Raw genomic sequence first — 12,839 nt, 5'->3', positions numbered from 1 at the left:
ATCGTGCGTTCCCCGTCAGGTTCTCAGGCCAGCCGCACCCGCGGATCAACCCAGCTGTAGGCCAGGTCGACCAGGATGTAGGACAGGATGTAGAGCAGCGAGCCCAGGAAGACCATGGTGCGCACGATGGCGAAGTCCTGCCCGCTGATGGCATCGATCACGTAGGAGCCCAGCCCCGGGATGGCGAAGAAGCTCTCGAACACCAGCGAGCCCAGGAAGACGTAGGGCAGGTAGCCACCCGCGCTGGTGAGGATCGGGATCAGCGCGTTGCGCAGCACGTGGCGGCCCAGCACGATGGCCTCCGACAGGCCTTTGGCGCGCGCAGTGCGCACGTAGTCCTTGCCGATCTCCTCCAGCATCATGGCGCGGTACAGCCGCGCCTCGGTGCCCAGCCGCGACAGCAGCGACAGCAGCACCGGCAGGATCAGGAACTTCGCCGCCGTCAGCCCGCCCGCATAGCCCGACACCGGCACCAGTTTGAGCACGCGGGCGAAGAGGTACTGGCCGATCACGATGTAGAACAGCGCCGAGATCGACAGCATCACCACGCAGAGCACCACGCCCCAGAAGTCGATGCGCGTGCCGCGGAAGAACACCAGCACCAGCGCAAAGACCGTGCTGGCAATCAGCTGCAGCAGGAATACCGGCAACGCCAGCTGCAGGCTCACCGCCATGCGCTTGGCCACCTCGGCGCCGATGTCGCCAGCGCTCTCCGAATCGGCACGGCCGAAGTCCAGCGCGAACAGCGACACCGAGCGCTCCCAGAAGATGGTCTGGGTGAGCTTGTCGCTGCCCTCGCGCGCCTCGTTCCAGTACATCGGCTTGTCGTAGCCACGCTCAACCTTCCACTTGGCGATCAGCTCGGGCGTCACGCGCTTGCCGCCGATGTTCAGCCGCGCCATGTCGTCGGGCGTGTTGACCTGGAAGAACAGCACGAAGGTCAGCAGGTTGACCCCCAGCAGGATGGTGAAGCCGTAGGCCAACCGCCGCAGCAGGTAACGCAACATCGCTCAGCCCTCCCTTCGGTGCGGCACCGCGGCCGCACGGCCGGTGGCCAGCTCGCGCTGGCGCCAGGCCCGCCAGCCCAGCCAGCCGAACAGGGCCAGCGCCGCAGCGCCCGCCCCCACGGGCCAGAGCGTGGGCTCGTTCCATTCACGCTGGCGCGCCGTGCGCAGCGCGGGGTCGAGGCGGTAGTACTTGAGATGGTCCTTGACCAGGATCGGCACCCGGGCGTTGTGCAGCCAGGGCTGGAAGGCGCCCGAGCCCCAGGGGATGTAGCCGAACATCCAGGGCGCATCCTGCTGCACCTGCGCCACCATCTCGTCGATCAGCTGCTGCTTGGCCGGCCCTTCGTCAAGGAACTTCAGGCGCTGGAACTTCACGTCAAAGGCCTCGACGCCGTAGTTGGCGGTGTTCTCGCCGTCGGCACGGGTCTTGCCGTTGGGCCCGTAGAGCAGGAAGAGGAAGTTCTCGGCGTCCGGGTAGTCGGCCAGCCAGCCCGACCAGAAGATCTGGTGCTTGCCCTTGCGCACCTTGTCCTGGAACTGGTTGTTGTCGGTGGCGCGCAGCTCCAGCTGGATGCCCAGCTTGGCGAACTGCTTGACCACCCACTCGCATTCGGACTTCAGGCTGGGCGTCAGCACCTGGTAGAAGTCGTAGTTCAGTACCAGCGGGCGCCCGGTCTGGGCATCGCGCCCGTCGGGGTAGCCGGCCTCGGCGAGCAGCTGCTTCGCCTCGGCCAGGCTGCGGCGCACCACCTTGCCATCCACCACCCGGTGGGTGACCGGGTTCACGCCCTCGAGCGTGCCCTGGCGCGAGCCGAACATGCCTGGCGGGAGCGGGCCCATCGCCGTGGCACCGCTCTTCTTCGGAAACACGCGGCTCCACTCCTCCCAGTCCAGCGCGATCGAGAGTGCCTGGCGCAGCTTGCGGTTGCGCACCTGCTGCTCGGGCGTGCCGCCCTGGCCGATCACCGGATCGAGCATGTTGAAGCCAATGAACCAGTTGGTCAGGTCCGGCATCTTCGGCAGCTGGAAGCCCTTGGCTACGTGGTCGCGCCGCACCTCCTCGGAGTCCTCTGCCTCGACGAGGAAGTCCAGCCCGCGGTCGGAGCGCTCGATCTCGGGCGTGTCGAGGAAGCCCTGGCGGAACTTGGACTTCATCGAGGTGCCCTCCTTCTCGACCTGGAAGACGTAGCGGTCGATGAAGGGCAGGCGACGGCCGCAGTCGTCGAGCTGGCCGGCTTCCCGGTCCCCCGGCATGCCCTCGCAGGGGTAGGTGTCGACCCGGAAGTTCGGGTTGCGCTGCAGCACGTGGCGGCGATCCTGCTCGAACTCGACCAGCATGTACGGGCCAGTGCCCACCGGCCAGCGGTCGATCGACAGGCCGTTGCGCGCCATGCCGGGCTGGGCGTAGAAGGCCTCGGCCTCCCAGGGCATCGGCGCGGTGAAGGGCATCGCCATCCAGTACTTCCACTGTGGGTACTTGCCGTGGATGCGGATGCGCAGCAGGTGCTTCTCGGGCGCCGTGACCCCCGCCAGCGGCCAGCGGCGGAAATCGAGAAAGGGCTTGTCCAGGCTGGCCGGGTCGAGCCCGGCGCGCAGCCTGGCGTCCTCGCGCTTGATCAGCGCCATGTAGTCCTTCAGGCCGACGATGTACTCGGAGAAGATCCCCGAGATCGGCGTGGTCACGCGGGTGGTGGCGTGGCGCTTGAGCCCGTAGACGAAGTCCTCCGCCACCAGCTCGCGCGTGCCCTGGTGCTCGAAGGCCAGCGGCGAGCGCCGCGCCCCCAGCTCGCCGGGCTGCAGCGGATGGTCGCTGTGGTAGCGGTAGCGCCCCTGCCCGTCCTTCGCGAAGGCCGGGTGCGGCTGGTACAGCACGCCCGGCTTGATGCGCAGCTCGTAGACGCTCTCGGCCACCTGCTCGCCGGGCGCATCGGCCGGCAGGCGCTTGCCGTCCTTGTCCAGGTAGACCGGCTCCACCACCGCCTCTGCCAGCTTGGGCAACAGCATGAAGGGCCGCTTCAGGTAGTGGTAGCCGTAGGGCGGCTCGTAGATGCTGTAGGTGTAGGGCGTGTCCTGGTTCCAGTAGGACGCCACCGGGTCCAGGTGTCGAGGCGAGCGTTCCGAGAACGCCGTGTAGGCCGTGTTGGTGGCCGGCTCGCCAATCGGGTACGGGCTGTTGTCACACCCGGCCAGCGCCAGCAGCCATGCCAGCAGCAGCATCCAGGCCGTGGCCCCGCGGGCAAAGACCATCTCAATGTCCCCAGGCGATCAGGGCGTCACGCCCCTGCACGACCAGCTCGACCTCGCGCCCCAGCGGCAGCGTCACCTTGGTCGGCACATGGCCAAAGGGCAGGCCCGTCAGCACCGGCGTGCGGGTCACGCTACGGATGCAGGCCACCATCGCCTTGAGGTCGTAGCCCCGGTCCAGCGGCGACTTGCGCCAGCCGGAGAAGTCACCCAGCACGACCGCCCGCTGCGCGTCCAGCACCCCCGCCTGCTGCAGCTGCAGCAGCATGCGCTCGACGCGGTAGGGGTGCTCGTTCACGTCCTCCAGCATCAGGATCCCGCCGCTCACCTTCGGCCAGTGCGGCGTGCCCAGCAGCGACAGCAGCACCGTCAGGTTGGCGCCCCAGAGCGTGCCCTGCGTCTCCAGCCCGTCGAAGCCCGCGTCGGTGCGAAAGCCCACCGCCTCCAGCTCGCCGTTCATCGCCTCCACGAAGCAGGGCGCGGTGATGTCGTCCACGCCACCGTCTGCATCGCTGCGGCCAAAGTCGTCGCAGGCCAGCGGCCCGGCCCAGCTCGTCGCCCCGGTGTGGGCCAGCAGGCCCATCTGCAGGGCGGTCAGGTCGCTGTGGCCCACCCAGCGGGTGCCCCGTTCCACCGAGCGGGCCAGCAGCGGCCAGTCGATGCGGTCGAGCAGCCGCGTCAGCCCGTAGCCGCCACGCGTGGCCAGCGCCACCGACGGCGCCGCCTGCGCCACACGGTGCAGCGCCGCCAGGCGGGTGTCGTCATCGCCGGCAAAGCGCTGCTGCTTGGCCAGTGCGCTGGCATCGATCTGCACCTCGAAGCCCAGCGCCTTCAGCCGCTTGGCGGCCAGCTTGAGTGGCGCCGCGCGCAGCAGCACCCCGGCGGGCGTGAACAACTGCAGGGAGCTGCGTTCCGCCGGGACGGCAGGCAGGTCGGGCGCGGCGCGGTCGGTGGCCATGGGGGTCATCGTCAGGGCGGATCGTTGGAGGGCGGGCAGCGCGGCGCATCGCCATCGCCTGCGTCGGCATCGGAATCGGACACGGCGGCAAACCCGTCGAGGTCGCCCAGACCGCTCAGCAGCTCCACCTCCGGCAGGGGCAGCACCTCGTCGTCGGTGGCTTCGATGGCAGCGGCCTCTGCCGTTTCCGCTGCTGCGGTCGGAGACGCTGTCTCGGCCAGCCGCGCCGCGCGCTGCTGCGCCCGCCGCTCGGCAAAGAACTCGCGCAGCAGCTTGCCGCAGGCATCGCCGAGCACGCCGCCCTGCACCGTCGTGTGGTGGTTCAGCCGCGCATCGGCAAACACGTTCAGCACCGAGCCGGCCGCGCCGGTCTTGGGGTCCCAGGCACCGAAGACCACCCGCTTGAAGCGCGCGTGCAGCAGCGCCATCGCGCACATCGCGCAGGGCTCCAGCGTCACGTAGAGCTCGCACTCGGGCAGGCGGTAGTTCTCCAGCAGCTGCGCAGCGTGGCGCAGCGCCACCAGCTCGGCATGGGCGGTGGGGTCGTGCGTGGTGATGGGCCGGTTGTAGCCGGTGGCGATCACTTGGGGACCCTGTTCGGTCTGACGCACGATCACCGCCCCCACCGGCACCTCGCCGACCAGCCAGGCGTTGTGCGCCTGGTCCAGTGCGATGCGCATCGCGTACTCGTCCGCCGGCAGCCAGGCCGGAGCGGGGTCCATGTCGGGAGCGGCGGGAGCAGGAGATTCAGCCATTGGAGCGGATCAGTTTAGCCCAGCCCTGGCTATGCTCGACCCCATGCCCGGCCCGCAACAAGATGCCCTCTTTCCCTCTGATGACTCCCCTGACGACGCCCCGGTTCCGAACGGCCCTGACGATGGGGCGCCTGCGCCAACGCCCCGCAGCGCCCAGGTCGAGCCGGCCCCCGTCCCCGCCGGACACCAGCAGCTGGCACAGCGGCTGTCGCCGCGCATCCACTTTGGCACCTCGTCATGGAGCTATCCCGGCTGGGACGGGATGGTCTGGGACGGCGAGTACAGCGAGCGCAGCCTGTCGCGCCACGGCCTGACCGCCTATGCCTGCCATCCCCTGCTGCGCGCCGTCGGCATCGACCGCAGCTTCTACCGCCCGCTGACCGCCACCGAGTACGCCGCACACGCCGCGCAGGTGCCGGCGGACTTCCGCTTCGTGGTCAAGTGCCCCGCCCTGGTGACCGATGCCATGGCGCGCGACGGCGACGGCCGCCGTGCCGGCGCCAACCCGCACTTCCTCGACCCCGAGATGGCCTGGGATGTCTTCGTACAACCCGCGCTCGACGGGCTGGGCGGGCGCATCGGTGCGCTGGTGTTCGAGATCAGCCCGCTGCCGCCCGCCCTGAAGGCCGACGTCCCGGCACTGCTGCAGCGCCTGGACCGCCTGCTGCACGCCCTGCCCCCGCTGCCACCCACCGCGCCGGACGGCGTGCTGGCCGTCGAAGTGCGTGACCCGGACTGGCTCACCCCCGACTTCGCCCGCGTCCTGAAGGCCAACGGCGCGCGCTACTGCCTGGGCCTGCACCCGCGCCTGCCACCCATCGACGCCCAGCTGCCGCTGCTGCGCGCGCTCTGGCCCGGCGCCCTGGTGGGCCGCTGGACCCTGCACCGCCGGCACGGGCCGCGCGGCTACGAGCGCGCCGAACAGCTCTACCAGCCCTACCGCCAGCTGATGGATCCCGACCTGCCCACGCGCCAGGCACTCGCCCGCGTCATCCGCGCCACCGCGGCCGCCGGCTGGCCGGTGCACCTGACCGTCAGCAACAAGGCCGAAGGCAGCGCGCCGCTGTCGGTGTTCGCGCTGGCCGAGGCGGTGGCCGAGGATTTGGCCGAGAAAGTGGCCGACCCGCCGGCGGCCGGTTGAAGCGCGACGGTCAGCCCCCCAGTTTGTCCTGCGTGCGCAGCTCGAAGTCCCTCGCATCGTGCCGCTCATGCAACTGGCTGGCCGGGTCTCCCCAGGTGCGGTTGACCTTGCGCCCGCGCTGTACGGCAGGGCGCTGGGCAATCTCGTCGGCCCAGCGGATGAGGTGGGTGTACTCCTGCACCGAGAGGAACTCGCCGGCCTCGTAGATCTGGCCCTTGGCCAGCGCGCCGTACCAGGGCCACACGGCGATGTCGGCGATGGTGTACTCGTCGCCGGCCAGGTAGCGGCTCTCGGCCAGGCGGCGGTTCAACACATCCATCTGGCGCTTGGCCTCCATCGCAAAGCGGTCGATGGCGTACTCGAACTTCGTGGGCGCGTAGGCGTAGAAGTGGCCAAAGCCGCCGCCGAGATAGGGCGCACTGCCCATCTGCCAGAACAGCCAGGACAGGCATTCGGCCTTCCCCGCCCCGACGGGCAGCAGGGCATTGCCGAACTTCTCGGCGAGATACAGCAGGATTGCACCGGATTCGAACACGCGCACCGGCGCAGCGGGGTCGCTGCGGTCCAGCAGCGCAGGGATCTTGGAGTTGGGGTTGACGGCGACGAAGCCGCTGCCGAACTGGTCCCCCTCCTGGATGCGGATCAGCCAGGCGTCGTACTCGGCACCGGCGTGGCCGAGCGCGAGCAGTTCTTCCAGCATCACCGTGACCTTGACGCCGTTGGGCGTGGCCAGTGAGTACAGCTGCAGCGGGTGGCGGCCCAGCGGCAGTTCCTTGTCATGGGTGGGGCCGGCGATCGGGCGGTTGATGCTGGCGAAACGCCCCCCGCTGGGCCTGTTCCAGGTCCAGACGCGCGGGGGGGTGTAGTCGGTGGCTTGGCTCATCGGCGCAGTGTAGGCAGACCCGTGCCGCCCTGCACGCCTGGGCCCGGGATGTCCTCGCCCACCCTCCCCTCCCGCTCACCGCTCACTGGTCAACGGTCACCGCGGTCCTCTGGCCGCAGCTCAGCGCTCGGCCAGGTAGTGCCGCACCTGCACCCGCTCGCCGTCGGCGAGGAAGGCATTCACGCGCGCCTGCAGCGCCCGGTCGGCCTCGGTGGCGCGCTCGCGCTGGCGCAGGTACTCGGCCCAGCTGTGCACGATGAAGCGCTCGACGTAGCGGGTGCGTTCATCCAGGTCGCGGTACAGGCGCCAGAAGGTGGCGCCGTCGCGCTGGCGAGGCGCACGCAGCTGCTCGGCCTCGGCTAGGAAGCCAGCCACGTCATCGGGCCGCACGCGGTAGATGAGCTCCACCGCCACCGGGCCGGCCTCGGGGTCGGGCTCGTCGGCCACCAGCAGGGCCTTGAAGGGCATCTGCCGGACCTCGTCGGCCTGCCCCATTCGCAGCGGAAAGGGCCGCGCCAGCAGCAACCCGGCCAGCAGCAATGCGGCGGCGATCAGCAGCGCCGCCTGCAGCCCGGCCACACCTGCCACCGCGCCCCAGAAAGCCGACCCCAGCGCGAAGGAACCCAGCGCCGACAGCACATGAAGCGCCGTCGCCCGCGAGCGCACCCAGGGCGGCGCGCTGGTCTGCGTGGCGGTGTTGAAGGTGGACATCACGCTCATCCAGGCCCCACCCGCCGCGGCCAGCGCCAGGTACACCGGCAGCGACCAGCGCGACAGCGCCGCGATGGCCATGGCCGCGGCAAAGACCACGCAGGCGGTCGCCACCAGCCCCTCCAACCCCAACCGCTGGCGCAGCGGGCCGATCCCCAGCCCCACCACGACCGCGCCGCCGCCCAGGCAGCCCATCATCAGGCCGTAGCCCTCGGCGCCTGAGCCCAGCCGCTGGGCGCCGATGGCCGGCAGCAGCGCCCACAGGGCCGAGCCGGCGGCGCCGTAGGCAGCGGTGCGCAGCAGCTGCGCCAGAATCATCTCCGAGTGCCAGGCGTAGCGCAGCCCTGCCAGCGTGCCACCCCAGAGCCGCTCCGGCGGCAGGCGGCTGGGCGGGTGCGGGCGCGCTGGCCAGTGGTTCATCGCCCAGGCCAGCACCAGCACCCCGGCCAGCGCCAGCAGCAGCACCGTGCCACCGGCCCAGCCGGCCGCGCGGGCCGCTGCCGCCCCCGCTGCCACGTCATGCGCCGCCCCCGCCGCCACGCCAGCTGCCGGCGCTGCTCCCTGCCCCGCATCAGCGAGCACCCAGGCCGACACCACGGCGTAGATCAGCCCCGCCGCCGTCGGCCCCAACGCCCGCGCCGCGTTGTAGGCGATGCCCACCGCCACGATGGCCTGCGGCAGCTGCTCGCGCGGCAGGATCTCCGCGATGGCCGAGTTCCAGGCCGGCGACATCACCGCGATGCAGCAGCCGGCCACGAAGGTGAGCAGCAGGATCGTCGCCGGCCCGGCCCAGCCCAGCACGAGCAGCAGTGCCAACAGGAGCACCGCCGCACCCTGCACGGCCAACGACAGCAGGATCAGCCGCCGCCGATCGGTGGTGTCCGCCAGCACGCCTGCTGGCAGCGACAGCGCGAACATCGGCAGGAAGACGGCGGTCTGCACCAGTGCGGCCAGGAAGGAGGAGCCCGCGCGGTCCACCATGATCCAGGCCGCCGCCATCACATGCATGGCGTTGGCGATGAAGTACAGGGCGCTGGCCAGCCAGATGCCGCGGAAGGCGGGGTGGCGCAGGGTGGACCAGATGGAGGGCGAGTCGGCGGTGGGTCGGGAATCGGGCGGGCGGGTCATGGGCAGCCGATTATGGGTGGGCGCTGCCGCCGGTGCTGGCGCTGGCGCGTCTATTCGTTTGTGCGCGCGACGCCGGCCGTGGCAGGTTCGTCTGCGCCCAGGACCTCGGGGATCATCGCCCCCAGGAAGTCGAACACACGCCGCACCACGGCGTTGCCACGGATCTCGCGGTGCACCGCCAGCCAGCAGGGGATGGGTGGAATCGGCAAGCCGGGCAGGATCGGCACCACGCCCGGCCAGCTGCGCAGGCAGTAGCGCGCCGAGAAACCGATGCCGGCGCCAGCGGCGATCAGTTCGCCGTAGGCCAGCTGGTCGTCGGTGCGCAGCATGAAATGCCCGTGCTCCACCGCAAACCCCATGGCGGCAAAGCCACGCAGGATGGTGTCGTCGCGCTCGTAGCCGATCAGGGTGTGGCCACGCGCCGCGTCGAGCAGTTCTGCCGGTGCCAGGGGCATGCCATGCCGCGCGAGGTAGCGCTCGTGCGCACAGGCGACGATGGGCAGGTCAGCCAGCTTGCGGGCCACCAATGACGCCTGATCGGGCCGGGCCATGCGCACGGCGATGTCCGCCTCGCGGCGCAGCAGGTTGCTGATCGCGTTGGACACCACCAGTTCGACCTGGATGCCCGGTTCGGCCTCGCGCAGGGCCGCCAGCACGGGGGGCAGCAGGTGGCTGGCGGCGATCTGGCTGGCCGCCAGGCGCACCGTGCCGGTGGTGCTCTGGCGCTGGCGGTCCAGCCCGGCGGCGAGGCGCTCGGCGCCGGCCTGCATCTCGCGCGCCGCCTCGGCGATCGCCAATGCAGCAGCCGTGGGCACGACACCCCGTCCAGTGCGCTCGAACAGCGCTGCGCCCAACTGGGCCTCCAGCTCGGCGATGTGGCGCGACAGCGTGGGCTGCTGTGCCCCCAGCGAGCGCGCGGCCCCCATCAGGCTGCCAGCGTCGAGCACGGCGAGGAAGCTGCGGACCAGGGTCCAGTCGAAGGTCTGGAAGGTCGAAGGGCTCATGCGTCAAAGGTCAATACGGGGCCGCACCCTGCCGCGACGGGTACGAGGGCAGGCCGACAGGCAGATCGACAACGTGATGCGCGAGCACAACGCCCCTTGCCCGGCAATCCGGATCACAAAAACAAAAATGGACCGGGCATTGCTGCCAGGTCCATTTTGCTCAACGCTCTTGGCGTTGAAAATGTTGGTGGGCCCTGAGTGACTCGAACACTCGACCAACGGATTAAGAGTCCGCTGCTCTACCAACTGAGCTAAGAGCCCGTTTCTGATACGGTCAGCATGTCATCCATGCTGATTTGAATTGCCCGCCGCATGGCGGCAAACAATGTCGGATTTGGTGGGCCCTGAGTGACTCGAACACTCGACCAACGGATTAAGAGTCCGCTGCTCTACCAACTGAGCTAAGAGCCCGACAGCCTGCCATTGTAGCAGAGTTTTGGTGGGTTGTGCAGGACTTGAACCTGCGACCAACGGATTAAAAGTCCGCTGCTCTACCGACTGAGCTAACAACCCCAACCGCCGTCACTGACGCAAATCGGTGACACCAGCCAATCAAGCCCTATATTATGTCACGGCCAAATTGCCGTCGCAACGCCAGCAACGCTCAGGCCTTGGCCACGTTGCAGTCACGCACCATGGTCAGCGCCTGCGCAGCGGCGGCCATGCCGAAGCTGGCCGTCACCATCACGCTCGATCCGTAGCCGGCACAGTTGAGGCTGCCATCCACCGCGCAGCCCTCTTCGGGCCGATGCACGCTTTCGCGCGAGAAGACGCAGCTCAGGCCGAAGGGCACTGGCTGGCCCTTGCGCCCGGCCGCCGAAGCCGGCAACAGGCCATCACGCTGGTCACGCCGCAGCTGCTGGCGCAGTCGGGCGAGCATCGGGTCGTGGGAGACGTCGGCCAGGTCGGCCACCTCGACGGTGTGGGCCTGCGACTTGCCCCCTGCAGCGCCGACGACCACCAGGGCTCGCCGCTCGTGCAGCGCCCAGCGTGCCATCGCCTGCTTGGCACGTCCCTGGTCGCAGGCGTCGATCAGCACATCCACCGGCGCGGGCAGCAGGGCCGGCCAGTTGCCCGCATCCACGAAATCGTCGACCAGGGTCAGCCGACATCCTGGGTGGATGTCGCGCACCCGGGCTGCCATGGCCTCGACCTTGGCTGCACCGAGCGTGCTGCCCAGGGCCTGGATCTGGCGGTTGATATTGGACTCGGCGACATGGTCGAGATCGAACAGCACGAGCTCGGCCACGCCGCAGCGCGCCAGCGCCTCGACGGCCCAGGATCCGACGCCGCCGATGCCGACCACGCCGATCCGGGCGGCCCGCACACGGGCATAGGCCTCGTCACCCCAGAGGCGGCGCAGGCCGCCAAAGCGCCGCTCGGCGTCATACTCGGCCCGCGACTCGGCGTCCAGCGGTGTCATTTGAGCTGGGCCAACCGTTCCTTGCCGGCGACGGCGGCGTCCGAGTTGGGATAGGACTTCACCAGCTCTTCGAGCGTGCGGCGCGCGGCCTTGGCGTCCTTGAGCTCGACTTGGCAGTTCGCGAGCGCCAGCAGGGCCTCGGCGGCGCGCGGGTGCTCCGGACTGCCGGACACCAGGGCGCGGAAGGTCACCGCCGCGGCCTTCACATCGCCCTTGCCGTACTGGGCATTGCCGAGCCAGTACTGCACATGACCACCGTAGGCACTGGCGGGGAAACGCTGCTGGAAGCCCTGTAGCGCGTCGGCAGCGCGGGCGAACTCGCCCTTGCGCAGGGTGGTGATCGCCTCGTCGTAGGACTTCTTTTCGATGGACTCGACCACCACCTCGCGCCCGTCGAGGCTGACTTTCTGCGGCTCCAGCCGGCGCAGGCGCTCTTCCAGGGCAGCCAGCGTGTCCTTCTGCCGGCGCTGCAGTTCGGCCACGTCACGCGCAACGTCACGCGTCGCGTTGCCGGTCTGCTCCTCCTGCCCGCGCAGCTTGGCCAGCTCGCCGCGCAGCTGCTCCAGCTGGTTGTTCAGGTCCAGCAGGCTGCGCTTGAGCAGGTTGAGCTGTTCGGTGTATTCGGCCTGCCGGGCGGCGTGCTGGCGCTGGCTTTCCTGCTGGTTCTGGTCGATGCTGCGGCGCAGGTCCAGGATGGCCTTGCGGGCCTCCTCGTCATCGAACAGCCCGGCGCGGGCCGGGCTCGACCACGTCCCGAGCCCGGCCAGGGCAAGCGCCACGGCGAGGGCGAGCACGGGGCCCGGACGGGACAGGCCAGCGCGGCGCGAACCGCCAGCAGCCACAGAGACGGCGTTTTTCATCAACGATCCTTCAGTTCGGCACGGCGGTTCTTCGCCCAGGCGGCCTCGCTGCTGCCAGGCGCCGCCGGGCGCTCCTCGCCATAGCTCACGGCTTCCATCTGCGCGTCCTGGGCACCCAGCAGCTGCAGGGCACGCACGACGGCATCAGCGCGCTTCTGCCCGAGCGCCAGGTTGTACTCGCGCCCGCCGCGGTCGTCGGTGTGCCCCTCGACGAGTACGCGGCGCTGGCGGTCGGCGTTCAGATACCGTGCCGCGAAGTCGACCACGGGCCGGTATTCATCCTTGACGACAAAGCTGTCAAAGTCGAAGTAGACCACCCGCTGCGCTACCGGTGCCGCGTCGATGCTGCCACCGGCCTTGCCACCGCCCTGAGCACCGAGCGCGCCAAGGTCGACGCTGGCGATCTGGGTTTCCGAAACGGCCGCTCCCCCCCCGGACCCAACACCCGAGGCCGCCGTGGCCGAGGTGCTGCCACGCGCAGCGGCCGAGCCTGCAGCCAGCCGGTCCTCGACCGGAGCCAGGCCATCCACCCGGGTGGACGAGCAGCCGGCCACCAGCAAGGCCGCCAGGCTGCCGACCACGACGGCCCAGCGGGCCGGGCGACCCAGGTTCTTGTTCAGGTCCAGGCCCGGGTGGCGCCACGTTGCGCCGGCCTCGGGATGGGGTCTGTGCTTCATCGTTCACTCCTGCTGCCCCGGCGCCCGCACCGCCAGGGCCTGTCTTGT

Annotated in this window: 11 protein-coding genes and 3 tRNA genes; 1 reads left to right on the top strand and 13 read right to left on the bottom strand. The window is 70.0% G+C overall.

The features are described from left to right. Positions 1–23: 23 nt before the first annotated feature. The 4 genes from NGK70_RS12355 to tadA are packed head-to-tail and all read right to left on the bottom strand — an operon-like array spanning position 24 to position 4,931. On the bottom strand, positions 24–1,007 hold the full coding sequence (locus NGK70_RS12355) for an ABC transporter permease (protein ID WP_251973498.1): 984 nt from the start codon (positions 1,005–1,007) through the stop codon (positions 24–26). Positions 1,008–1,010: 3 nt separating this feature from the next. Continuing rightward, a complete protein-coding gene (locus NGK70_RS12350) occupies positions 1,011–3,254 on the bottom strand; it encodes an ABC transporter substrate-binding protein (protein ID WP_251973497.1) in 2,244 nt (747 codons plus the stop codon). 1 nt (position 3,255) lies between these two features. Then, entirely contained in the window at positions 3,256–4,209 is a 954-nt protein-coding gene (locus NGK70_RS12345; RefSeq protein WP_251973496.1) for an LD-carboxypeptidase, read from the bottom strand. Positions 4,210–4,220: 11 nt separating this feature from the next. Next, complete coding sequence (tadA, locus tag NGK70_RS12340) at positions 4,221–4,931, bottom strand: tRNA adenosine(34) deaminase TadA (protein ID WP_251973761.1); 711 nt, start codon at positions 4,929–4,931, stop codon at positions 4,221–4,223. Positions 4,932–5,007: 76 nt separating this feature from the next. Here tadA and NGK70_RS12335 point away from each other — a divergent pair, with 76 nt between their 5' ends. Next, positions 5,008–6,105, top strand: coding sequence for a DUF72 domain-containing protein (locus NGK70_RS12335; RefSeq protein ID WP_251973495.1), 1,098 nt, complete (start codon positions 5,008–5,010; stop codon positions 6,103–6,105). A gap of 10 nt (positions 6,106–6,115) precedes the next feature. On the opposite strand, the gene yghU is transcribed toward NGK70_RS12335, so the two are convergent. From yghU to pal, 9 genes are all read right to left on the bottom strand, one after another. After that, positions 6,116–6,988 carry a glutathione-dependent disulfide-bond oxidoreductase gene (gene yghU, locus NGK70_RS12330; RefSeq protein ID WP_251973494.1) on the bottom strand — a complete coding sequence of 291 codons (873 nt, stop codon included), beginning with the start codon at positions 6,986–6,988 and terminating at the stop codon, positions 6,116–6,118. A 120-nt stretch (positions 6,989–7,108) separates the two neighbouring features. Beyond that, positions 7,109–8,827: an MFS transporter gene (locus NGK70_RS12325; protein ID WP_251973493.1), complete on the bottom strand. Its 1,719-nt coding sequence runs from the start codon at positions 8,825–8,827 to the stop codon at positions 7,109–7,111. Between the two features lie 50 nt (positions 8,828–8,877). After that, the gene (locus tag NGK70_RS12320) at positions 8,878–9,831 is read right to left on the bottom strand and encodes a LysR family transcriptional regulator (RefSeq protein ID WP_251973492.1); all 954 of its coding nucleotides are present in this window, start codon (positions 9,829–9,831) and stop codon (positions 8,878–8,880) included. Between the two features lie 185 nt (positions 9,832–10,016). Continuing rightward, positions 10,017–10,092 (bottom strand) — tRNA-Lys (locus NGK70_RS12315). A gap of 74 nt (positions 10,093–10,166) precedes the next feature. Continuing rightward, positions 10,167–10,242: transfer RNA gene (locus NGK70_RS12310), tRNA-Lys, on the bottom strand. A 26-nt stretch (positions 10,243–10,268) separates the two neighbouring features. After that, positions 10,269–10,344, bottom strand: a tRNA-Lys gene (locus NGK70_RS12305). A 91-nt stretch (positions 10,345–10,435) separates the two neighbouring features. Next, the gene (locus NGK70_RS12300; protein ID WP_251973491.1) at positions 10,436–11,254 is read right to left on the bottom strand and encodes a tRNA threonylcarbamoyladenosine dehydratase; all 819 of its coding nucleotides are present in this window, start codon (positions 11,252–11,254) and stop codon (positions 10,436–10,438) included. After that, entirely contained in the window at positions 11,251–12,114 is an 864-nt protein-coding gene (gene ybgF, locus NGK70_RS12295) for a tol-pal system protein YbgF (RefSeq protein ID WP_251973490.1), read from the bottom strand. The genes NGK70_RS12300 and ybgF overlap by 4 nt, the downstream gene beginning before the upstream one ends. Further along, complete coding sequence (gene pal, locus NGK70_RS12290) at positions 12,114–12,791, bottom strand: peptidoglycan-associated lipoprotein Pal (protein WP_251973489.1); 678 nt, start codon at positions 12,789–12,791, stop codon at positions 12,114–12,116. Before pal ends, ybgF begins: the two co-directional genes overlap by 1 nt. Positions 12,792–12,839: the final 48 nt, after the last annotated feature.

It is taken from the genome of Sphaerotilus microaerophilus (genome assembly GCF_023734135.1).
GTDB classification, from domain to species: domain Bacteria; phylum Pseudomonadota; class Gammaproteobacteria; order Burkholderiales; family Burkholderiaceae_C; genus Sphaerotilus; species Sphaerotilus microaerophilus.
The sequence above is the reverse complement of the archived record's forward strand: the minus strand, read 5'-3'. Positions and strand labels throughout refer to the sequence as shown.